The sequence below is a fragment of the Pseudomonas sp. RIT778 genome, from assembly GCF_019718735.1.
Classification (GTDB): domain Bacteria; phylum Pseudomonadota; class Gammaproteobacteria; order Pseudomonadales; family Pseudomonadaceae; genus Aquipseudomonas; species Aquipseudomonas aphyarum.
Genome location: NZ_JAIHBA010000023.1, coordinates 52,160 through 74,019, shown reverse-complemented (window position 1 = coordinate 74,019; position 21,860 = coordinate 52,160). Strand labels below are relative to the sequence as shown.

At 59.5% G+C, this 21,860-nt stretch carries 23 protein-coding genes and 1 tRNA gene; 18 read left to right on the top strand and 6 right to left on the bottom strand.

Going from position 1 to position 21,860, the window contains the following annotated elements; translation table 11 throughout:
* Positions 1 to 259 precede the first annotated feature (259 nt).
* From K5E37_RS17180 to K5E37_RS17165, 4 genes are read left to right on the top strand one after another with little or no spacing between them, the layout of a single operon-like run.
* Positions 260 to 3,091, top strand: coding sequence for a xanthine dehydrogenase family protein molybdopterin-binding subunit (locus K5E37_RS17180; RefSeq protein ID WP_221534612.1), 2,832 nt, complete (start codon positions 260 to 262; stop codon positions 3,089 to 3,091).
* Positions 3,084 to 3,623 carry a (2Fe-2S)-binding protein gene (locus tag K5E37_RS17175; protein ID WP_085607852.1) on the top strand — a complete coding sequence of 180 codons (540 nt, stop codon included), beginning with the start codon at positions 3,084 to 3,086 and terminating at the stop codon, positions 3,621 to 3,623. Before K5E37_RS17180 ends, K5E37_RS17175 begins: the two co-directional genes overlap by 8 nt.
* A 2-nt stretch (positions 3,624 to 3,625) precedes the next feature.
* Complete coding sequence (locus tag K5E37_RS17170; protein WP_085607850.1) at positions 3,626 to 4,861, top strand: cytochrome c; 1,236 nt, start codon at positions 3,626 to 3,628, stop codon at positions 4,859 to 4,861.
* Between the two features lie 2 nt (positions 4,862 to 4,863).
* Entirely contained in the window at positions 4,864 to 5,835 is a 972-nt protein-coding gene (locus tag K5E37_RS17165; RefSeq protein ID WP_221534610.1) for an XdhC family protein, read from the top strand.
* A 52-nt stretch (positions 5,836 to 5,887) separates the two neighbouring features.
* Here the strand turns inward: K5E37_RS17165 and K5E37_RS17160 are convergent, their stop codons facing one another.
* Entirely contained in the window at positions 5,888 to 7,171 is a 1,284-nt protein-coding gene (locus K5E37_RS17160) for an FAD-binding oxidoreductase (RefSeq protein WP_221534608.1), read from the bottom strand.
* Between the two features lie 184 nt (positions 7,172 to 7,355).
* On the opposite strand from K5E37_RS17160, the gene K5E37_RS17155 reads away from it, so the two are divergent.
* The 3 genes from K5E37_RS17155 to K5E37_RS17145 all read left to right on the top strand — a co-directional run bounded on the left by K5E37_RS17155 (position 7,356) and on the right by K5E37_RS17145 (position 8,834).
* Positions 7,356 to 7,432, top strand: a tRNA-Val gene (locus K5E37_RS17155).
* A 143-nt stretch (positions 7,433 to 7,575) separates the two neighbouring features.
* Positions 7,576 to 8,037 (top strand): N-acetyltransferase, encoded by a 462-nt coding sequence (locus K5E37_RS17150; RefSeq protein WP_221534606.1) that lies wholly within the window; start codon positions 7,576 to 7,578, stop codon positions 8,035 to 8,037.
* Positions 8,038 to 8,378: 341 nt separating this feature from the next.
* The gene (locus K5E37_RS17145; RefSeq protein WP_085607842.1) at positions 8,379 to 8,834 is read left to right on the top strand and encodes a DUF2214 family protein; all 456 of its coding nucleotides are present in this window, start codon (positions 8,379 to 8,381) and stop codon (positions 8,832 to 8,834) included.
* 207 nt (positions 8,835 to 9,041) lie between these two features.
* On the opposite strand, the gene csrA is transcribed toward K5E37_RS17145, so the two are convergent.
* Complete coding sequence (gene csrA / locus K5E37_RS17140) at positions 9,042 to 9,236, bottom strand: carbon storage regulator CsrA (RefSeq protein ID WP_003179932.1); 195 nt, start codon at positions 9,234 to 9,236, stop codon at positions 9,042 to 9,044.
* Positions 9,237 to 9,487: 251 nt separating this feature from the next.
* Between csrA and K5E37_RS17135 the strand changes: the two genes are divergently transcribed.
* Together K5E37_RS17135 and K5E37_RS17130 are read left to right on the top strand one after the other, a co-directional pair.
* The gene (locus tag K5E37_RS17135; RefSeq protein WP_007955999.1) at positions 9,488 to 9,853 is read left to right on the top strand and encodes an SPOR domain-containing protein; all 366 of its coding nucleotides are present in this window, start codon (positions 9,488 to 9,490) and stop codon (positions 9,851 to 9,853) included.
* Positions 9,854 to 9,939: 86 nt separating this feature from the next.
* Positions 9,940 to 10,842, top strand: a complete 903-nt coding sequence (locus K5E37_RS17130) for a siderophore-interacting protein (protein ID WP_221534604.1) — start codon at positions 9,940 to 9,942, stop codon at positions 10,840 to 10,842.
* A 54-nt stretch (positions 10,843 to 10,896) separates the two neighbouring features.
* Here the strand turns inward: K5E37_RS17130 and K5E37_RS17125 are convergent, their stop codons facing one another.
* The 3 genes from K5E37_RS17125 to K5E37_RS17115 all read right to left on the bottom strand — a co-directional run bounded on the left by K5E37_RS17125 (position 10,897) and on the right by K5E37_RS17115 (position 13,135).
* On the bottom strand, positions 10,897 to 11,586 hold the full coding sequence (locus K5E37_RS17125; protein ID WP_007956001.1) for an endonuclease: 690 nt from the start codon (positions 11,584 to 11,586) through the stop codon (positions 10,897 to 10,899).
* 4 nt (positions 11,587 to 11,590) lie between these two features.
* A complete protein-coding gene (locus K5E37_RS17120; RefSeq protein WP_371857356.1) occupies positions 11,591 to 11,860 on the bottom strand; it encodes a DUF1654 domain-containing protein in 270 nt (89 codons plus the stop codon).
* A gap of 186 nt (positions 11,861 to 12,046) precedes the next feature.
* Positions 12,047 to 13,135, bottom strand: a complete 1,089-nt coding sequence (locus K5E37_RS17115) for an asparaginase (protein WP_007956004.1) — start codon at positions 13,133 to 13,135, stop codon at positions 12,047 to 12,049.
* Between the two features lie 349 nt (positions 13,136 to 13,484).
* Here K5E37_RS17115 and K5E37_RS17110 point away from each other — a divergent pair, with 349 nt between their 5' ends.
* From K5E37_RS17110 to K5E37_RS17075, 8 genes are all read left to right on the top strand, one after another.
* Positions 13,485 to 13,934 carry a hypothetical protein gene (locus K5E37_RS17110; RefSeq protein WP_085607839.1) on the top strand — a complete coding sequence of 150 codons (450 nt, stop codon included), beginning with the start codon at positions 13,485 to 13,487 and terminating at the stop codon, positions 13,932 to 13,934.
* Between the two features lie 197 nt (positions 13,935 to 14,131).
* Positions 14,132 to 15,088 (top strand): sugar ABC transporter substrate-binding protein, encoded by a 957-nt coding sequence (locus K5E37_RS17105; protein WP_085607837.1) that lies wholly within the window; start codon positions 14,132 to 14,134, stop codon positions 15,086 to 15,088.
* Positions 15,089 to 15,143: 55 nt separating this feature from the next.
* The gene (locus K5E37_RS17100) at positions 15,144 to 16,697 is read left to right on the top strand and encodes a sugar ABC transporter ATP-binding protein (RefSeq protein WP_085607835.1); all 1,554 of its coding nucleotides are present in this window, start codon (positions 15,144 to 15,146) and stop codon (positions 16,695 to 16,697) included.
* Positions 16,694 to 17,671, top strand: coding sequence for an ABC transporter permease (locus tag K5E37_RS17095; protein ID WP_007956013.1), 978 nt, complete (start codon positions 16,694 to 16,696; stop codon positions 17,669 to 17,671). Before K5E37_RS17100 ends, K5E37_RS17095 begins: the two co-directional genes overlap by 4 nt.
* Positions 17,672 to 17,674: 3 nt before the next feature.
* A complete protein-coding gene (locus tag K5E37_RS17090; protein ID WP_007956014.1) occupies positions 17,675 to 18,694 on the top strand; it encodes a LacI family DNA-binding transcriptional regulator in 1,020 nt (339 codons plus the stop codon).
* Positions 18,695 to 18,717: 23 nt separating this feature from the next.
* Positions 18,718 to 19,635 (top strand): ribokinase, encoded by a 918-nt coding sequence (gene rbsK / locus K5E37_RS17085; protein ID WP_221534602.1) that lies wholly within the window; start codon positions 18,718 to 18,720, stop codon positions 19,633 to 19,635.
* Positions 19,632 to 20,036: a D-ribose pyranase gene (gene rbsD / locus K5E37_RS17080; RefSeq protein ID WP_007956017.1), complete on the top strand. Its 405-nt coding sequence runs from the start codon at positions 19,632 to 19,634 to the stop codon at positions 20,034 to 20,036. Before rbsK ends, rbsD begins: the two co-directional genes overlap by 4 nt.
* A gap of 44 nt (positions 20,037 to 20,080) precedes the next feature.
* Positions 20,081 to 21,109, top strand: coding sequence for a nucleoside hydrolase (locus K5E37_RS17075; RefSeq protein ID WP_085612793.1), 1,029 nt, complete (start codon positions 20,081 to 20,083; stop codon positions 21,107 to 21,109).
* A 33-nt stretch (positions 21,110 to 21,142) separates the two neighbouring features.
* Here the strand turns inward: K5E37_RS17075 and K5E37_RS17070 are convergent, their stop codons facing one another.
* Positions 21,143 to 21,355 (bottom strand): hypothetical protein, encoded by a 213-nt coding sequence (locus K5E37_RS17070; protein WP_007956023.1) that lies wholly within the window; start codon positions 21,353 to 21,355, stop codon positions 21,143 to 21,145.
* Positions 21,356 to 21,485: 130 nt separating this feature from the next.
* Here K5E37_RS17070 and K5E37_RS17065 point away from each other — a divergent pair, with 130 nt between their 5' ends.
* Complete coding sequence (locus K5E37_RS17065) at positions 21,486 to 21,791, top strand: hypothetical protein (RefSeq protein WP_007956024.1); 306 nt, start codon at positions 21,486 to 21,488, stop codon at positions 21,789 to 21,791.
* The last annotated feature ends 69 nt before the right edge of the window (positions 21,792 to 21,860 follow it).

Below are 21,860 nucleotides of genomic sequence, written 5' to 3'. Positions count from 1 at the left end.
TGGCTCGTTCGATGCCGCCCGGCAATCTCCCCTGCGTCCATGGGTCGCTGCGATGCGATGCCGCATTGATTTTTGATTCTTTGGTCAAATTTTTGTAACTGGTTGTTTGCTGCGAGCGCAGAAACCTTTAAAGTTAACCTTTCGGTCAGCTTTGCACTGTCATCATGCCCTTTGTTTAGCCAAAAAGGGCTTCTGCAAGACTCGAGATTCCCAGTAGATAACCAGAAGGGCGGATCCATAACCGCCCAGAGGATGATCCATGTCCAACCGTGAAATATCCCGGCGCTCGTTCCTTCAGGGCGGGCTGGTGGCGGGTGTGAGCGTTACGCTCACACCGCTCAGCAGTCAGGCGCTCGGTGCCTTGATGGAAAACAGCGTGACCGTGCCGTCCGAGCAGTGGCTCGGCAACAACGGCAAGGCGCGCCAGCGTAACGATGCCTTGTCCAAGGTCTGCGGCAGCAAGGTGTTTGCCCGCGACATCCGTTCCAAGGACATGCCGGGCTGGCCCCAGCAGCAAGGCCACGCCATGTTGCTGAAAACCATCAAGGCCGACCGCATCTACGACGGCTACGACCTGTCGTGGCTCGGCGCCGATCTGCAGCCTGATCGTATCGTTACCGCCGCCGACCTGGACAAGGACGGCATCGTGTTCCCTGAAGAGCACGCACCGGATCCTCTGCTGCCGGAAGGCAAAGTGCCGATGTTCATCGGCCACCCGGTCGCGATCCTGATCTGGAACGACTTCGAGCGTTTCCGTCAGGCCAAGAACAAACTCAAATTCAATGACAAAGCGATTCGTTACGGTGCGCAAGTTCCGTTCTACGAAGGCGATCCCTATGGCAGCTTCCGCTACGTGCGCGTCGGTGGCCCGACGTCGGCGGACGAAGACGAGTTCGCCAGCCTCAAGGATTCGATCCTGTTCCCGATGCTGAAGAACCGTCGCCCGGTGTGGAATTCCCAGCCGAACCTGCACGGCAACCTGACCGAACGCGGCCTGTTCTACGCCGACCGCATGAAAAAAGAGATCGACACCCCGCCGGACAACTGGCTGGTGTTCGACGAGCGCTACAAAACTCCGTCGATCGAACCTGCTGCGATGGAGCCGGACAACGGCAACGGCTGGTACGACCCGGCGACCAAGACCCTGCATTTCGTCGTCGCCACTCAGTGCCCGCTGGAAACCGCCACCGAGACCGCGAAGATGATCGGGCCGTCGCGTTTCGGCCTGGCGAACCTGAACATGCACCCGGGTTATACCGTCGGTTACGGTTCCAAGGACCACAATATTTTCGTCTACTACGCGGCCCTGGCGGCGTTGTACGGCGCAGGTGTGCCGATTCGCCTGGCCAACGACCGTTACGAGCAATTCCAGAGCGGCATCAAGCGCCACCCGTTCGACATCCGCTATCAGTTGGCGGTGGACAAGACCGATCACAGCTTCAAGATTTTCCGTGCCGAGATGAGCGTCGACGGTGGCGGTCGGATCAACTACAGCCCGTCGGTGGCCGCCGTTGGCGCTACTGCGGCGCAGTCGATCTACTACATGCCGCAGAACGACCTGCAGGTCACCGCGTACCATTCCCGCGCCGTTGAAGCGGGTTCGATGCGCGGCTACGGCACGCTGCAGAGCATGGCCTCCACCGAGATGATGGTCGACGAAATCGCCGATCGTCTTGGTGTCGATGCCATTGATCTGCGCCGCAAGAACGCGCTGCGCTCGGGGATGAAAAACACCCAGGGCGCGATCCCGGCCGGTGCGTTGCGCCTGCACGAGATTCTCGACAAGGCTTCGCTGCACGAAGTGTGGAAAAACCGCGACGCGATCAAGAAGCAGCGCGAAGCAGCAGACCCGGACAACTGGTATGGCGTGGGTTTCGCCATTTGCCAGAAAGACTTCGGCACCGGTTCCGAAGCGCCGATGGCCAGCATCGAGTTCACCGCTGACGGGCGCATCTCCCTGCGTCACATCGGCATCGAGATCGGCACCGGCATGTCCACCTCGCAAGCGTTGGTGGTGGCTGATTTCCTCGGCAGCGCGGCTCACGACGTGAAGACCGGCGAAACCGAGTGGGATGAGATGCAGCTGGTGACCGCCGGCAACCCTTACATCATGAGCCAGGCCGAGCAGGACAACTTCCTGCGTAACCCACGCTGGGTCGGCAAGCTGGCATCGGCCTCGTCCGCGACCAACTCCGCCTATTACTTCAGCCACGCCACCCGTGAAGCGGCGCGCGTGTTGTTCAACCACGGTCTGTGGCCGGCGGCGATGGAGATCTGGCGTCAGGGCCCATACGGCGGCCAAGCCAACCCTTACGTGGTGCGTCGCGAAGATGCGCATTGGGTCGACGGCAAACTGACCGCCAATGGCATGCAGCCACTGACCTTCGAAGAGCTCGCCAAGCGTGCTCACGAGCGCGGTCTGGTCACCGGCGCCACGGTCCACGGTTTCAACCGCTGGAGCTGGGCCGAAGCCGAATACAGCATCGACGGCGTGCGCGAGCGTCTGCCGCTCGACGGTCTGGCGGTGAAGTACGGTGACGGCGCCCCTAAGGCGAAGAAAGCGCAGATGACCAGCGCCGGTTTCCACCTGCTGGATCGGCAGAATATCGCCTATCCGGTAGTTCAGTTGAACAACGCCGCCGTGACTTACTACAGCCCGGTCGCAACGCTGGTCGAGTTGAAGGTCAACAAAGGTTCGGCAGAAGTCGAAGTGCTCAACCATCACTCGTGGCTGGAATGCGGCCGGGTGCTGGTCGAAGAACTGGTTCGTGGCCAGCTCGAAGGCGGGATCGCCATGGGCATCGGTCACGCCTTGATGGAAGAGATGCCGCTGTACGAAGGCGGGCCGGGGGAGGGTGACTGGAACTTCAACCGTTATCGCCTGCCGATGGCGCGGCATGTGGCGGTGTGGAAACAGACGTCGGAAATCCTGCCGCCGCTGTCCCCAAGCGACCCGTCCAAAGGCATCGCCGAAGTGGTGATGATCCCGGTGGTCGGTGCCATCGGTAACGCCGTGGCCCACGCCATCGGTAAACGTGTTCGCGATCTGCCAATCACTGCTGCGCGCATCAAGGAGGCCCTCAATGGCTAACCGTCCGCTTCAACTGACCCTCAACGGTCAATCCGTCGGTCCGGTGGACATCCCTGATGACCTGCCGATGATCGATTACCTGCACGAATACAAGAACCTCACGGGCTCGCGCCTGGGCTGCGGCCAAGGCATCTGCCACGCATGTGTGGTGATCGTCGACAACCCGGACGGCACCAGCGAAGAAGTGCGCACCTGCATCACTGGCGCGCATTACTTCGAGGGCAAGAATGTCCGCACCATCGAAGGCCACGCCAAGCGTGACGAGCAAGGCCAGGTCACCGAGCTGAACCCGATCCAGCAGCGTTTCGTCGACGAATTCGCCTTCCAGTGCAGCTACTGCGCGCCGGGCTTCGTCAACGCCGCGACCGTGCTGGTGGAAAAGCTGCAACGCCAGCCAATCGTCAAAAGCAAACTGGAGCAAGTCATCGAGGACAGCCTCGGCCATCACGTCTGCCGTTGTACCGGGTACGTGCGTTACTACAACGCCACCCGCAACGTGCTGACCGATCTCGGCCTGGTCAAGGAGGGCTAAGCATGAAGCAATTACTGACCCGCCTGACCCTGGCGGTCGGGCTGGCTGCGCCTGTGTTGGCGGTGCACGCGGATGATCAGGTCAAGCGCGGCGAATACCTCGCCCGCGCGGCTGACTGCATGGCGTGCCACACGGCACCAGGCGGCGCGCCGTTTGCCGGCGGCCTGCCGATCGTGTCGCCGTTCGGCACGATCTATGGCACCAACATCACTCCAAGCAAAGAGCACGGCATCGGTTTGTACAACGACGACGAGTTTTTCGCTGCGCTGACTGAAGGCAAGCGTCGTGACGGCGCGAACCTCTATCCGGCGATGCCGTACACCTCGTATCACTTGATGCCGCGTGCGGATTCGGATGCGATTCACGCGTATCTGAAAACCATCGAGCCAATCGAGCGTGCCGCGCCGGTGACGAGCCTGAGCTTTCCGTTCAACGTGCGTCCGGGCCTGATCGGCTGGAACATGATGTACGGCAAAGCCTTGAAGCTCGAATCTGCCGAAGGCAAAAGCGAGGCCTGGAAACGCGGCCAGTACATGGTCGAAGTGCTCGGCCATTGCGGCGAATGCCATACGCCACGCGGCCTGCCGGGCGCGATGCAGTTGGACAAACGCCTGACCGGCGGCATCCTCAACGGCTATCTGGCGCCGAGCCTGCTGGCGACGGATCTGGCGGCGCGCGGCTGGAATCATCAGGACCTGAGCACGTTCCTCAAGCACGGCATGAGCGCCCAGGGCACGATGTTCAACGAGATGTTCCCGGTGTTCCACAACAGCACCCAGGGCCTGAATGATCCGGATCTGGCGGCGATGGCGACTTTCCTGCTGGGCGACAAGCCTCCGGCGGCGAAAGAGCTGACCGAAGTGCCGGTGGAAAAACTCAGTGCCAGCGCTCAACGCGGCCGTCAGGAATACTTGAACGTCTGCGCCGGTTGTCACGCGGCCGGTGGCGAGGGTAAGCCGCACATTGCGGTGGCCATGCGTGGCAACACCACGCTGCGTCTGGAAGACCCGCGCAACCTGTTGCGAGTGATCGAGGATGGCATCGGCGAACAGAAATTCGCCGGGTTCGAACACATGCAGCCGATGCCGGGTTTTGCCGACAAGCTCAGTGCCGAACAACTGACCGATCTGCTGAACTACCTGCGTCAGGGTTGGGGTGGTCAGTCGGCCGAGCTGGCGGTCGGCGATGTGCAGAAGCTTCAGGCTGATGCCCCGTCCATCGAGCACAAGGCGCACTGATCATGCAGCATCTCGATCTGCAAGTGGTTCGGCGGGCATTGGAGTGGTCGACGGCGGGGCAGCGCATCTGGCTCTGCACCGTGCTGACCACCTACGGCTCGGCGCCGCGCGCGCCGGGTTCGCTGCTGGCGGTGAACGATGGCGGGCAGTGGATCGGGTCGCTGTCCGGTGGTTGCGTCGAGGAAGACTTTCTCGAGCGTGTCGCCGAAGGTGCGTTTCTCGATGCGATCAACGTGGTGCGTTATGGCGAAGGTGATGATCCGCGTTCGCGGGTCAGCCTGCCGTGCGGCGGCATTCTCGATGTGCTGGTAGAGAAATTTGACGCCGGCTGCGATGTGCAGGCGCACCTGCGTGAACTCGAATCGGCGTTGCTGGGGCAGCGCCGGTTGATTCGCGAGGTCGATCTGACCACCGGAGCGCGCAGCCTGTTTGCCGATCGCGAACAAGGTGCGCGGATCGAGCGTGAGATCGACCGGGTACGGATCCGCATCGGTGCCGCTCAGCGTTTGCTGTTGGCGGGATACTCCAGCGTGGCGCAGGCGTGTGCAGAGTTCGCGGTCGGTCTCGGCTTTGAAGTGATTCTCTGCGACCCGCGCGATGAGGTGCTGGAAGGCGTGGTGCTCAATGGCGTGGAGATCCGCGGGCAATTGCCGTCGGTGTTTATCGCCGACGGCGGTTGCCACCGTGATACGGCGGTGGTGGCGTTGACCCACGACCCGCGCATCGACGATCTGGCGATGATGGAAGCAGTGCGCACGGAAGCGTTCTACATTGGCGTAATGGGCTCGCAGCAGACGTCGCAGAAGCGCTTCGAGCGTTTGCGTCGGATTGGTGGTCTGGGGGAGAGCGAGCTGGCGCGGATTCATGCACCGATCGGCCTTAACCTGGGCAGCAAGACGCCGTCGGAAATCGCTTTGGCGGTGCTCGCGGATATCTTGCGGATTCGCAGCGGGATTGCGCGGGATCAGTTGTGATTGATGCTGGATGTAAAAAGGGCCGCTTTTCAGCGGCCCTTTTTTTCGCTCATCAGAAACCGAGCTTGTCGCGCAGTCCGTAGTACCACGCGCCGAGCGCGGCAAACGGTGTGCGCAGCAGTTGCCCGCCAGGGAACGGGTAGTGCGGCAGGTCGGCAAACGCATCGAAGCGCTCGGCTTGTCCGCGCAGTGCCTCGGCCAATACCTTGCCGGCCAGGTGCGTGTAGGTTACGCCGTGGCCGCTGCAGCCCTGGGAGTAATAGATGTTGTCGCCCAGGCGTCCGACCTGAGGCAGGCGCGACAGGGTCAGCAGGAAATTGCCGGTCCAGGCGTAGTCGATCTTCACGTCCTTGAGTTGCGGGAAGGCCTTGAGCATTTTCGGGCGGATGATCGCCTCAATGTTTGCCGGATCCCGCGCGCCATATACCACGCCGCCGCCGAAGATCAGACGCTTGTCGCCAGTGAGGCGGTAGTAGTCGAGCAGGTAATTGCAGTCTTCGACGCAGTAGTCCTGCGGCAGCAGGGATTTCGCCAGCTCATCGCCCAGTGGCTCGGTGGTGATGACCTGTGTGCCGCATGGCATCGATTTGGCCGCCAGTTCCGGCACCAGATTGCCGAGGTAGGCGTTGCCGGCGACGATGATGAATTTGGCTCGGACCTTGCCTTGCGGTGTGTGCACGACCGGATTGGCGCCGCGTTCGATGCGCACGGCCGGTGACTGTTCGTAGATGGTGCCGCCCAGGGATTCCACGGCGGCAGCTTCGCCCAGCGCCAGGTTAAGCGGGTGGATATGGCCGCCGCTCATGTCGAGCATGCCGCCGACGTATTGATCGCAGGCGACCACTTCGCGGATGCGGCGCTGATCGAGCAGTTCCAGTTGGGTATGGCCGAAGCGTTCCCACAGGCGCTTCTGCGATTCGAGGTGGCCCATTTGCTTGGCGGTGAGGGCGGCGAATACGCCACCGTCTTTCAGGTCGCACTGGATGTTGTACTTGCTGACGCGCTCACGAATGATCCGGCCGCCCTCGAACGCCATCTGCCCGAGCAGTTGCGCCTGTTTCGGGCCGACGCTGCGTTCGATCACGTCGATGTCACGGCTGTAGCTGTTGACGATCTGCCCGCCATTGCGCCCCGAAGCGCCGAAGCCGACCTTGGCGGCTTCCAGCACGGTCACGCGAAAACCGTTCTCCAGCAGGAACAGGGCCGAGGAAAGTCCCGTATAACCAGCGCCGATCACACAGACATCCCTCTCCACGTCATCCTGAAGGGCAGGGCGTGGTGGTACGGCGTTGGCCGACGCAGCGTAATAAGACTCTGGGTAAGGGGTGTTCGCCATCCTGCAGCCTCTGTTTAATATATTTTACGAGTGCAGCGATCCTACCCCAGTTGAAAAACCTCCGCCAGCCACCGGGAAATCTTCTTGCGTCGGGTCGAAATTAAATATTTTGCATATTCATAGGGTTAGGTGAAAAAAAGGTGTTGACACCCCTCCGGAATTCCGTAGAATGCCGCCTCACAGCAGGCACGTAGCTCAGTTGGTTAGAGCACCACCTTGACATGGTGGGGGTCGTTGGTTCGAGTCCAATCGCGCCTACCAAACAAAATCCGCTCTGCTGGGCGGTCTGGAAGGGCTCACCGAAAGGTGGGCCCTTTTTTTGTTGTCTGCGATTTCAGAACCTTTGCAAAATTTCGGTTTGGTCGACCGCAGCTACACTTCGGTACATTTGCAGGGGTGTATTCATGAGGCGCCAATTCAGGCGCGCCGGTCCAGGCGAAATCGAAAGCCTGTTGAAGATTGATCCAGTCGCTGAAAAAGATAGCTGCCGTCGCGAGTACATCACGAGGGCCGTCAGGGCAGAGGCGTGCTGGGTTGTCTGCGAGGCGGACGATCCTGGCGCTCCCCTCGGCTACGGATGCCTGGATCGAAGCTTTTTTGGAGAGTGGTTCATACCTCTCGTGGTCGTTTCCAGTGCGAACAGGCGTTCCGGCGTGGGGCGGCAGATCGTGAGCGGTCTGGAGCAGCATGCCGGTGCAGAAAAGATCTTCACGTCGACCAATACGTCCAACTCGCCGATGCGACAGATGCTGACCAATCTTGGATATCAGCACAGCGGCATGGTGGAGAATCTTGATCCGGGGGATCCTGAGCTCATTTTTGTAAAATTCTTGAGTCAGGCGCGTATTGATCGTGATGGATTTTGATCCATTCGTCGCCGACCGTCGCGGGCGACCTTTTAAATAGTGTGGATATTTAAGGGGTTACGGATTTTATTAACCATCCGGTTATCAAAAATACGTTGTTACATACTGGAAAAATCAGTAATATCTGCCCCGCGTTCACCACCACGGTTTATGCATTTTTAAATCCCAAGCTTCCATCAGCTGCTTGGGATTTTTTTTGCCCGCGATTTGCCTTTCCCGCACCTCTGCCCAGCCTCTCGTCTCGCCCGCTCCTGTTTTCCGGGAGGGGTGACAGGCAAGCCCACACTTTTTCGACTACTACTGTCAGGCTGATTTCAACTCTGCCGGACAGGAGTTCATCGATGCTGGTTCATTGGTTTCTTGCAGCGATTCATTTACTGGCGTTTGCCATAGGCTTCTGGGCGGTGTTGACGCGCGGAACGGCCTTCAGCCGCCTGGCGTCCGGCTCCGGTGAGGTCGGGCGCGTATTGCTTGCCGACAATCTTTGGGGGCTTTCGGCGCTGGTCTTGCTCATCACCGGCGGCATGCGCGCCTTCGGAGGCTATGAGAAGGGAACCGACTATTACCTGCATCAGCCACTGTTTCATCTGAAGATGACGCTGTTTGTGTTGATTCTGCTTCTGGAGCTCGTGCCGATGATCACCCTGATCAAGTGGCGCATGGCCAAGGCGCGTGGCGCTGCTCCTGATACAGGACGTGCGAAGGTATTCGCGCGGATCAGTCATGCCGAAGCGCTGCTGTTGATATTGATGGTCGTGGCGGCCACCGGGATGGCGCGTGGCGTTACATTCGGCTAAGCGGGCGAGATTCCCGGCCGCTATTCGGAAACGTCCGACAGCCAGCCCGTTGAATGACGGTTAGTATCGGTTGCGAGAAGGGTTGAGGCAGGAAGGGGCGTGGCACGCGCCGTCACCAGGGAGGTGGGGGAATGGCAATACGGCGCTTGAATCTTTAGCCAGTCATTGCGCGCAGGCAAACGAACTGGCTACTGACTGCGATAGGGCTCAGGGCGTTTGTGGCTTGTCCGGTGCGGTCAGGCCAGCCTGGATGCGCTGGTAGATTTCTTCACGATGCACTGCAACGTTCTTCGGAGCATTGATGCCGATTCGAACTTGCTGGCCGCTGACGCCGAGAATGGTGATCGTGATGTCATCACCAATGTTTATGCTTTCACCGACTTTGCGGGTGAGTATCAGCATGGTCTTCTCCTTGATTGCTTTGTAGGGCACCTGATTCAGACAGTGCAGAGGTCGGTGGTACGTATAGATTAGTGCGAAGTCTTACAGTTTGGGTGCCTCTTTCTGACGCGCAGCAGCGGCATTAATTCCCAGCGCGTAACTATACAGGGGCCGTCGGCATCAATCTCGTAGTTTTATGCCGCAATTTGCGGGGCTCGGAAAGTATTCTCGAATGTTAAGATCGCCGCTTTGAGAATTCAGAGGGGAGCGTTGTGCGCAAATTGGTCTGGGTAGTCGCGGCACTGGCATTGGCAGGATGTGGCGAAGGCAAGAGCGTGGATGCGCAAAAGCCGAAACCGGCGGTGGTAACGGCGCCTGCTGCGGTGGGCCCGCAGTGGGATCTGGAAGTGCGCGGTGAAACCCCTCAGGCCGTCAGCGACCTCAGCGGCTGGCTGATCGAGCATGGTTTTGTGGCCAGTGTCATCAAGGACGCCAGCGGCAAGACCCGGATCCTGCTCGGCCCTTTCAATTCGAAGGCTGACGCCGAGGCGCGTCAGGCGGATGTGAATGCGGCGCTGGTCAAGGCGAAGAAGCAGAACATCGAAACGCTGGTGATCGAGCGCACGGCGACACAATAAGGATCCATTCGGCGGAGCTGACTAAAGGGTGTCCCGCGTGATTCGTTTTTCAAGGAGTCACTGAAGATAGCCAGAAGGAGCTCCGCATGGCCTCCGCCAATCCTTACAAATTGTTCGACGTCGTTTTGCGTCACAAGCAGCAGTTGAGCCCGCATCTCATGCGGATCACGCTCTCAAGCCCCACGGTCACCGAGATGGCGACCTGGGCGCCGGATCAGCGAGTGAAGCTGTTTTTTCCTGCCGCAGACGGCTCACCCGCCAAGCTTTCTCAGGGCGAGGGGTGGTACGCCCGTTTCCGCTCGATGCTGATCGATCGTCGCCCGGCGATGCGCACCTACACCATCCGTCATTTGCGCGCAGAGTCAGGTGAAGTCGATATCGATTTTGTCCTGCATGGCGAAACCGGCCCCGCCTCCCGTTGGGCGTTGCGAGCGCAACCTGGCGAGTCGATGCAGATTCTGGCGCCCGACAGCCGATTCTCTGCACAAGAGGCAGGGGGATTTGAATGGAAACCTCCGCAAACGCTCAAGCAACTTCTTCTGGTCGCCGATGCCACAGCGTTGCCGGCCGCCATGGGAATTCTGGAAGAACTGGCGGCACTGGCTGAACCGCCGCAGGCTCAGGCGTTTTTTGAGGTCGACAGTCGTGAAGACATGTTGGCGGTTCCTGACTGGCCCGGGCTTTCGGTGCAATGGCTGATCCGCGATCACGCAGCTGCCGGCACGTTGATGGTGGAAGCCGTGCGGCAGGCGACGTTGCCTGTCGATGCATCGCCGGCGGGGCAGGCGGTCGAGCTGGCGGATGTCGACATTGAAGAAGAGATTCTGTGGGAGATCGCCGAAACGGCCAGCGAGGGATTCTATGGCTGGATCGCTGGAGAATCCACCGCTGTCATGAGTCTGCGCAAGTACTTGATAAAGGAGCGTGGCATCCCGCGCGAGTCGCTCAATCTGATGGGCTACTGGCGTTACAACAAGTCCGGCGGCTGAGCACAAAAAAGGCCTTGAGTTTGTCGCTCAAGGCCTTTTCTTTTGATCAGGATATCAACCGCAGGCTTTCAGGTTCACCGGGCCGACAAATTCGTTGCCGCGTCCCATCACGCACGCCACGCTCTGGTTACGCTGACGTTCCCAGTCTTGCACCGGATAAGTCTTGTCCCAGGCTTCGTACAGTTGCCGATCCTGCTTCGACAAGCGCAAGCCGTATTGTTTGCTCATGTAAAAGTAGGTGCGGGCGATCATGCCGCGGATCGAAGGGCGGGGCATGACCTTCTTCGCCTTGAAGTCGACTTGAGTCAGGCAGGAGCCGTACTGACCCTTTTCGACCGGCAGCCAGCCGTAGCTGAAATTGCTGCGGTCGCCATTCACCTCGCCGATGCTCGGCACCAGGTTGTGAAGGTCGGCTTCGGCTTTCTGATAACTCGGGTCGTAGCGGGTGCAATTCTTGCGACCGCCTTCCTGCCAGCATTGACGCTGATGGCCGAACTGCCACGCGGGAACGATGTGCTCCCATTCGATGCGGGACGCCCGCTTGGCGTTCTTGCGTGGGACATAGCCGCACGCGGCTAGATCGACCTTGTTGCCGGTGTATTTGCACCCGCAATAGAACTCGGTGGATTGTGGTGCGTACAGCTTCCAGGCGACCTTCTTGGCCTCGGTGAATGTACGCGGTGCGCCGGCGTGCGCACCCAGGGAAATGAAAAGCAACAGTACAGCAGCAAAACGCAGAATCATTGAATCAATCTTCCTTCGGCACAACCCAGAAAATCTGTACGCCGCCATCGTCGCGGTAGGCGAGGGTGACGTTGTCGTTCTCGTCGATCTCTTCCAGCAAGCGCTCCCAGTCATCCACCGGCTCGTCCGGAAGGCGGAAGATCAGTGCGGCTTTGGCTTTTTGTGCGGTGGGGGAGTTGATGATTTTTTGAACGCGCATGCCCATGCGTTCGTAAGCGTCAGGAGCATCAGGGGAAGTGGCCACGAGGTTATCCTTATTAAGCTGTACGTGCATACAGTATTTAACTGTAGGCATTTTCGCAACTGCTTAAAATTCAAGAAAATCCTCTGACAGCGGTTTTCCGGTTTTGATGTCACTCAGGTGAAATTTTTCTTTGGAGGAGGCGCAAGCTTCACCCTTCGTCAAGTTGACGAAGGGTGAAGTCAGTGCCCGATCAGGAAAAGATCAGGCGAGGTCAAATCAGTATTCCCAGAACATCCGTTGCAGCTCTTTGCTGTCGTTAGTCTTGGTCAACGCGACCATGGCCAGGATGCGGGCTTTCTGTGGGTTCAAGTCGTGAGCAACCACCCAGTCGTATTTGTCGTCAGGCTGTTCGGCGTTGCGCAGGACAAAACCACCGGCATTGACGTGAGACGAGCGAATGATCTGCACGCCGTCCTTGCGCAGCGCTTGCAGGGTCGGAACCACGCGGGAGGAAACAGAACCGTTGCCGGTACCGGCATGGATGATCGCCTTGGCGCCGGACTGGGCGAGGGCCTTGTAGGCCGTGTCGCTGACATTGCCGTAGGAATAGGCGATTTCTACATCAGGAAGGCTCTTGATGTTTTTGATGTCGAACTCCGAATCCATGGTGTGGCGCTTGGCTGGCAGGCGGAACCAGTAGGATTTGCCTTCTACCACCATGCCGAGCGGGCCCCAGGCGCTTTTGAAGGCTTCGGTCTTGATGTTGATCATCTTGCTGACATCGCGACCCGACTGGATTTCATCGTTCAGGGTGACCAGTACGCCTTTGCCGCGAGCTTCTTTGCTGCTGGCGACGGCCACGGCGTTGTACAGGTTCAGCATGCCGTCCGCCGACATGGCGGTGCCCGGGCGCATGGAGCCGACGACGATGATCGGCTTGTCGGTTTTTTCCACCAGGTTCAGGAAGTACGCGGTCTCTTCCAGGGTGTCGGTGCCGTGGGTAATGACGATGCCATCGACGTCTTTGCTGTCGGCCAGTTCGGAAACACGACGACCCAGTTGCAGGAGGTTTTCGTTGGTGATGCTTTCCGAGGCGATTTGCATGACCTGTTCGCCACGCACATTGGCCAGCGTGCTCAGCTCGGGAATGCCGGCGATCAATTGCTCGATGCCCACTTTCGCGGCCTGATAGGTCGCGCTGTTGGCAGCGCTGGCGCCCGCGCCAGCAATGGTGCCGCCGGTGGCCAAGACCACCACGTTGGCCAGTTTGGCCTGGGTTTCAGCTTCTTTTGCCTGGAGGGCGGTTGGCAGGAGCAGGAGGAGGGCCAAAGCGCCCGGAACGAAACTCTTCAAAGCAGATGTCATTATTTTTCTCTCTAGTAGTGAGACGGTGCTGATGCAGGTTCATCTAGATGCGCCCCGGGCCGATCTGAATGCCAGGGGTGCAGGGAGGGAGCAGGATCTGTACCAGTCGTACTGTGCTTGAGAGAAATGTTTAACCTTATGATTTAAATCAAGATTTATTCGAAGAGTGGCTGTGAGCTTCCCTCGCTCATCCGGGTTTCCGAACACGGGATGTTTTCTCGTTCGGCTCACCGAAAAGGACTACGCACCTCGTCCGTAAACTGAACTGGCCGCTTTCCAGATCTCTGCTAAAGAAAACGGCGCGCTGGCCGATGCGCCTTGATAGGGATCCAATTTTTCAGGAGTTCAAATGTCATTGACTATCGGTTTGCCAAATCCCGGCGCGGTCACTATCGGCGGAAAAACGGCCGCGACGATCAATGCCCTGAGCGAGGCGAACGAGCAAGCATCGGCCGAGGCGCTGGGTAAAGACGCGGGCGAAACCAAGGAAGTCAGAACCGGTGGCGGCCCCGTGCAGGAAGAGGCGCCGGCCGAGAGCAGTGGCAATCAAAGCATCACGATAAAAATACTGCTCAAGCGCATGAAGGAATTGCAGCAGCAATTGCAGGAGCAGCAGCAGCAATTGGCTGCCGCGCAGGCAGCGAGTTATCCGACCGAAGAAGCCAAGACGACTGTTGTGATGTCGATTCAGGGGCAGATCGCAGACACCAACGCAGCCCTCATGGAAGTGGCCGGCAACCTGGTTCGTGAGATGGCCAAGGGTTCTGGCAGCGGCGGTGTGATCAACACGACCGCGTAGGAAAAGGGGCGATGACGGTTATTCGCCCTACAAAAAAAGCAGATCTTCAGTCGTTGACAAATGTCGGCAGGATTCGCATAGTTCGGTCTACGCAAACGTTTGCGCGGCCTTCGCGATAGATTGAATTGTCGTGGGGTGCAGCGAGCTTACGCCAGCGCAAGCGTTGCTCACAATAATCATAAGATCGGAGTGAACCCATGAAGCTGCCATTCGCTGGACGTCTTCTTGCTGTCGCCATGCTGGCTGCCGCATCCGCCGCACTGCCTGTCTCTTCGGCTTTCGCCGAATCCCCTGAAAAACCCAAAGTCGCCCTGGTCATGAAATCCCTGGCCAACGAGTTCTTCCTGACCATGGAAGATGGCGCCAAGGCCTACCAGAAAGAACATTCCGCCGATTTCGACCTGATCTCCAACGGCATCAAGGACGAAACCGACACGGCGGGGCAGACGCGCATCGTCGAGCAGATGATTCTGGCGAAGGTCAACGCACTGGTCATCGCACCGTCTGATTCCAAGGCGATGGTGCCAGTGATCAAGAAGGCGGTCGATGCCGGTATCACCGTGATCAACATCGATAACCAACTCGATCCGGCTGTGATCAAAAGCAAGAACATCAGCGTTCCGTTCGTAGGCCCGGACAACCGCAAAGGCGCGCGTCTGGTGGGTGAGTACCTGGCCAAGCAACTGAAGGCCGGTGACGAAGTCGGCATCATTGAAGGTGTCTCCACGACGACCAACGCCCAGCAGCGTACCGCTGGCTTCAAGGATGCGATGGAGGCTGCACAGATCAAGGTTGTCTCCCTGCAGTCCGGTGACTGGGAAATCGACAAGGGCAACAAGGTGGCCGCTTCGATTCTCAGCGAATACCCGGACGTCAAGGCGCTGCTGGCCGGTAACGACAGCATGGCCGTGGGCGCCGTTTCCGCCGTGCGCGCTGCCGGCAAGGCCGGTCAGGTGAAGGTTGTCGGTTACGACAACATAAATGCCATCAAACCCATGCTGAAGGACGGCCGTGTTCTGGCGACTGCTGACCAGTTCGCCGCGAAGCAAGCGGTGTTTGGCATCGAGACCGCGCTGAAAATCATCAAGGGCGAGAAAGTCGACAGTGGTGCGAACGGTGTGATCGAAACGCCGGTCGAGCTGGTCACCAAGTAAGTCCACTGGCGACACAATGGCGCTCGTCCGTCCGGGCGAGCGCATGGAGATTTTTATGTCAGTTTCCGCTCCGAACGCTGTCCTCTCGGTCAGCGGTATCGGCAAGACCTATGCGCAACCGGTTCTGACCGGCATCGACCTGACGTTGATGCGCGGTGAAGTGCTGGCGCTGACCGGTGAGAACGGTGCCGGCAAAAGCACCCTGTCGAAGATCATCGGCGGGCTGGTCACACCCACCACCGGCCAGATGCAATTCCAGGGCAAGGAGTATCGCCCCGGCAGTCGCACGCAGGCTGAAGAGCTGGGTGTGCGCATGGTCATGCAAGAGCTCAATCTGCTGCCGACGCTGTCGGTGGCCGAGAACCTGTTCCTCGACAATCTGCCGAGCAACGGTGGCTGGATCAGCCGCAAGCAGCTGCGCAAGGCCGCGATCGAAGCCATGGCTCAAGTCGGCCTCGATGCCATCGATCCGGACACACTGGTCGGCGAGCTGGGTATCGGTCACCAGCAAATGGTCGAAATCGCCCGTAACCTGATCGGCGATTGCCACGTGCTGATCCTCGACGAACCGACCGCGATGCTGACCGCCCGTGAGGTCGAGATGCTCTTTGAGCAGATCACCCGGCTGCAGGCGCGTGGCGTCTCGATCATCTACATCTCCCATCGCCTCGAAGAACTGGCCCGGGTCGCTCAGCGCATTGCCGTGCTGCGTGACGGCAACCTGGTGTGCGTCGAGCCGATGGCCAATTACAACAGCGAGCAACTGGTCACCCTGATGGTCGGTCGCGAGCTGGGCGAGCATATCGATCTCGGGGCTCGTAATATCGGCGCGCCGGCCCTGACGGTCAAAGGCCTGACCCGCTCCGACAAGGTGCGCGACGTGTCCTTTGAGGTTCGCGCCGGTGAGATTTTTGGCATCTCGGGTCTGATCGGGGCAGGGCGCACCGAACTTTTGCGGCTGATCTTCGGCGCCGATGTCGCGGACAGCGGCACGGTGGCACTCGGTTCGCCGGCAAAAACGGTGAGCATCCGTTCGCCAGTCGACGCCGTGCGCAACGGCATCGCCTTGATCACCGAGGATCGCAAGGGCGAAGGCCTGCTGCTGAGCCAGTCGATCAGTGCCAACATTGCGTTGGGCAACATGCCGGAAATTTCCAGCGGCGGGTTCGTCAACAACGGCGATGAAACAAAGCTCGCGCAGCGCCAGATCGATGCCATGCGCATCCGCAGTTCCAGCCCGACGCAGTTGGTGTCCGAGCTGTCCGGCGGCAATCAGCAAAAGGTGGTGATCGGTCGCTGGCTCGAGCGCGACTGTTCGGTGTTGCTATTCGATGAGCCGACTCGTGGTATCGATGTCGGCGCCAAGTTCGATATTTATGCCTTGCTCGGCGAACTGACCCGTCAGGGCAAAGCGCTGGTTGTGGTGTCCAGCGATTTGCGCGAGCTGATGCTGATCTGCGACCGCATCGGCGTGTTGTCGGCGGGGCGCCTGATCGACACGTTCGAGCGCGACAGCTGGACCCAGGATGACTTGCTTGCCGCCGCGTTCGCCGGCTACCAGAAACGTGATGCGTTGCTCAACGAAGCAGCGCCTAGGGACCTCCCATGAAAACTGCATCTTCCGCCGGCAAATCCAGTGGCAATTTCTACGGCCTCGGCACTTACCTGGGCCTGGCCGGCGCGTTGCTGGCAATGATTGCGCTGTTCTCGGTCATGAGCAGCCATTTCCTGTCGTATAACACCTTCAGCACCCTGGCCAACCAGATTCCCGACCTGATGGTTCTGGCGGTGGGCATGACGTTTGTCCTGATCATCGGCGGGATCGACCTGTCGGTAGGCTCGGTACTGGCGCTCGCAGCATCCACTGTCAGCGTGGCAATCCTCGGCTGGGGCTGGAGCGTATTGCCGGCTGCTTTGTTGGGTATGGCCGTTGCCGCGTTGGCCGGCACGGTTACCGGCTCGATTACCGTGGCGTGGCGAATTCCGTCGTTCATCGTGTCTCTGGGTGTGCTGGAGATGGCCCGTGGTCTGGCCTATCAGATGACCGGTTCGCGTACCGCCTACATCGGTGATTCCTTCGCCTGGCTGTCGAACCCGATCGCCTTCGGTATTTCGCCGTCGTTCATCATTGCCTTGCTGGTCATCTTCATTGCCCAGGCCGTTTTGACCCGTACCGTGTTCGGTCGCTACCTGATCGGCATTGGCACCAACGAAGAAGCGGTGCGTCTGGCGGGGATCAATCCAAAGCCCTACAAGATCCTGGTGTTCAGCCTCATGGGTCTGCTTGCCGGCATCGCAGCGCTTTTCCAGATTTCCCGACTGGAAGCGGCCGATCCGAATGCGGGTTCCGGCCTTGAACTGCAAGTCATCGCTGCGGTGGTGATCGGCGGTACCAGCCTGATGGGGGGGCGTGGTTCGGTGATCAGTACCTTTTTCGGCGTGTTGATCATCTCCGTGCTGGCGGCCGGTCTGGCGCAGATTGGCGCGACCGAGCCGACCAAGCGCATCATCACCGGTGCGGTGATCGTGATCGCCGTGGTGCTCGACACCTATCGCAGTCAACGCGCAAGCCGACGGGGCTGATAAATGGCAACGATCAAGGATGTGGCGGCACTTGCAGGAATTTCCTACACGACCGTGTCCCATGTAGTAAACAAGACCCGACCGGTGAGTGAAGAGGTGCGGCTCAAGGTCGAGGCGGCAATCAAGAGCCTCGACTATGTGCCGAGCGCGGTGGCCCGTTCGCTGAAAGCGAAAACCACCGCCACCATTGGCTTGCTGGTGCCCAACAGCCTCAACCCGTACTTCGCCGAACTGGCGCGCGGGATCGAGGATTACTGCGAGCGTAACGGCTACTGCGTGATTCTCTGCAACTCCGACGACAACCCGGACAAGCAGCGCAGCTACCTGCGGGTCCTGCTGGAAAAGCGCATCGACGGCTTGATCGTCGCCTCGGCGGGTGGCGACAGCGGTCTGGCGCAAGGACTGGCGGGCGTAAAGACGCCGATGGTGATTGTCGACCGTGGACTCGAAGGCGTGGACGCCGACCTGGTGCGCATCGATCACGAATATGGCGCGTACCTCGCGACGCGGCATCTGCTTGAGCTTGGTCATCGCGACATCGCCACGATCGGTGGTCCGGCCAGCACCAGTGTTGCGCAAATGCGTCAGGCCGGTTTTGCTCGAGCGCTGAAAGAGGCGGGTGTTGAAGTGTCCCCGTCGCGCATGCTGGAAAGCGACTTCACCAGCACTGGTGGTTACAACGCTGCTTCCATCCTGCTTGAACGTAACCCTCCGAGCGCGATCTTCGCCGGTAACGACATGATTGGCATAGGTGTGTTGCGGGCCGCTGCGGAACGCAACGTGCGCGTGCCCGCCGAACTGTCGGTGATCGGCTTCGACGATATCCAGATGAGTCGTTACGTGTATCCAGCGCTGACGACTGTGGGCCAGTCGATCCTTCAGTTGGGTGAGATGGCGGCGGAAGTCTTGTTGCGAAGAATTGCTACGCCGGGTCTGGCGACGGATCAGCGGATCGTGACCCCGAGTATTGTCCTGCGCGAATCGACTGCACCGCTGTCCGGCGTGTTCACCGAATACCGCTGAAACGAATTGAAGAGTAGTGATGTATGTCCGCAAATGTAGTGGTAATAGGCAGCCTGAACATGGATCTGGTCACCCGGGCGCCGCGCTTGCCCCGGGGTGGTGAGACGCTGATCGGCCATTCCTTCGCAACCGTGTCCGGTGGCAAGGGTGCCAATCAGGCAGTAGCCGCTGCGCGACTGGGTGCACAGGTGTCGATGGTCGGCTGTGTCGGCAACGACGACTATGGCGTGCAATTGCGCGACGCGTTGCTGGCCGAGCAGATCGACTGTCAGGCGGTCAGCGTGGTGGAGGATTCTAGTGGCGTGGCGCTGATCGTGGTCGATGACAACAGTCAGAACGCGATTGTCATCGTGGCCGGTGCCAATGGTTCGATGACCCCGGCGGTCATCGACCGGTTCGATGCCGTGCTGCAAGCGGCCGACGTGATCATCTGCCAGCTGGAAATTCCCGATGCCACGGTAGGCCATGCGCTCAAGCGCGGACGTGAACTGGGCAAGACAGTCATCCTCAACCCGGCGCCGGCCAGTCGCCCGCTGCCGGCAGACTGGTTTGCCGCCATCGATTACCTGATACCCAACGAGAGCGAGGCCGCCGCCCTCAGCGGTTTGCCGGTGGACTCGCTGGCGACCGCTGAAAAAGCTGCGGCACACCTGATGTCACTGGGCGCCGGCAAGGTCATCATCACGCTGGGGGCTCAAGGCTCATTGTTCGCCAACGGCACGGGTTACCAGCATTTTCCTGCACCCAAAGTGAAGGCTGTCGATACCACTGCCGCCGGGGATACCTTTGTCGGCGGATTTGCGGCTGCACTGGCGGCCGGCAAAGCCGAGGACGAGGCCATTCGCTTCGGGCAGGTCGCTGCGGCCCTGTCGGTTACCCGGGCAGGTGCCCAGCCGTCCATTCCCACTACCTCCGACGTACAGGCATTCAAACCCGCATGAAAAAGACTCCTTTGCTCAATGTCGCCCTGTCGCGGCTGATTGCTTCCCTCGGCCACGGCGACATGGTCGTGATCGGCGATGCCGGCCTGCCGGTACCGCCGGGTGTCGAGTTGATCGACCTGGCGTTGACGCACGGCGTTCCGGATTTCGTCAGCACCCTGAAAGTCGTGCTCAGCGAGATGCAGGTGGAAAGCCACGCACTGGCCAAGGAGATTTTCGACAAGCAACCGACCGCGCTTTCCACGCTGGACGAGCTGAATGACGAAGGCTCACTGGGGCGGCGTGACCTGCTCAGTCACGAGCAATTCAAAGTACTCAGTCGACAGGCACGAGCGATTGTTCGTACGGGCGAATGCCAGCCGTACTGCAACATCGTGCTGGTGTCTGGAGTTACGTTCTAAACAGGGTTCGCCCCTTTTGATTTCATCTGCACAAGGAATGCGCCATGCACCGCTATGCTCAAAAAATGCATCAATTGATTCGGAGTCTGCTGCTTTTGTCCGTGATAACCGCGACCGGCGCCCAGGCGGCGGAAAAAATCGACCTGATCATCGACACCGATCCGGGCGCCGACGACGTGGTCGCCCTGTTGTTTGCCCTGGCCTCACCGGAAGAACTGAACATTCGCGCGTTGACCACCGTGGCCGGCAATGTGCGTCTGGACAAGACTTCGCGCAATGCGCGGTTGGCCCGTGAGTGGGCAGGGCGGGAAGAGATTCCGGTGTACGCCGGCGCGCCGAAACCGCTGATGCGCACGCCGATCTACGCCGAAAACATCCATGGCAAGGAAGGCCTGTCGGGTGTCACCGTGCACGAGCCGAAAAAAGGCCTGGCCGAAGGCAATGCGGTCAACTACCTGATCGACACCCTGAAAAAAGCCAAGCCGCACAGCATCACCATCGCGATGCTCGGCCCGCAGACCAATCTGGCTCTGGCGCTGATCCAGGAGCCGGAGATCGTTCAGGGGATCAAGGAAGTGGTGATCATGGGTGGCGCCCACTTCAATGGCGGCAACATTACGCCAGTGGCCGAATTCAACCTGTACGCCGATCCGCAAGCAGCGGAAGTGGTGCTCAAAAGTGGCGTGAAACTGACTTACCTGCCGCTGGACGTGACCCACAAGATCCTGACCAGCGATGCGCGCCTGAAGCAGATTGCGGCGCTGAACAACAATGCGAGCAAGATTGTCGGCGACATCCTCAACGAGTACATCAAAGGCGATATGGAGCACTACGGCATTCCGGGTGGCCCGGTGCATGACGCCACCGTCGTGGCTTATCTGCTCAAGCCTGAGCTGTTCACTGGCCGGTCGGTAAATGTGGTGGTCGACAGCCGCGAAGGCCCGACCTTCGGCCAGACCATTGTCGACTGGTATGACGGCCTCAAGGCGCCGAAGAACGCCTTCTGGGTGGAGAACGGCGATGCCCAGGGCTTCTTCGATCTGCTGACCGAACGTCTCAAACGTCTGAAGTAAGCCATATGCCCGCAGGTGCCAGCTTGCGGGCTTTTACTCCCTCTCGGTGTCCGATGTTCCTTTGAAGTCATCTGGATACTTCTCGAACAACTGGGCGATGAATGACTGCGCGCCTTGCGTTCCCAGCGTCTTCACCAGCAAGTCAATGCTGATCAATGCCAATTCCTCCGGACTGCCCGGACTGTAAGAACTGTGCCCTTGTGGCCAGGTGGCCTTGATGTCGGCGGTAATGCTTACGGTGGTCATGGCAAGGCTCGGTCGCGGGATCGGAGTTTTGAGTTAACCACTTTGCCGAGCGTTTGGCACTGCGACTTAGGCATGAGCGCAGGGCTATGCGACACTTGGTCGTTTCCGCAAAAAAAACAAGGATTGCGCTGTGCAGATCGATTTGAATAGTCCCGACGGCCTGACCCTTGATGCTGTCCGCCGGATGCTGGCGTCGGCCAGTGATGACGAACACACCCAACTGCGCGTGACCAAGGGCGGGATTGCCTATATCTCTTCGGGTGTCACTGGCGGTCAGGACATCGATGGCCTGCTGTTTCGTCTGGAGACCTGGGCAAAAGGCTCGGGATACGTGGGAAATGTCGCAGCCAGCGACGAAGTCTGGGTCATGCAGATTTTTAATGCGCTCAAGGACAACTGGCCGAATCCGCCTTACGACTACATTGATGTCTACTGAGCGTCATTAATATTCAGTGACGTTTTACGGGGTGATGCTTCAGGTGTTGCTCAGGCACACTCGGCGTTT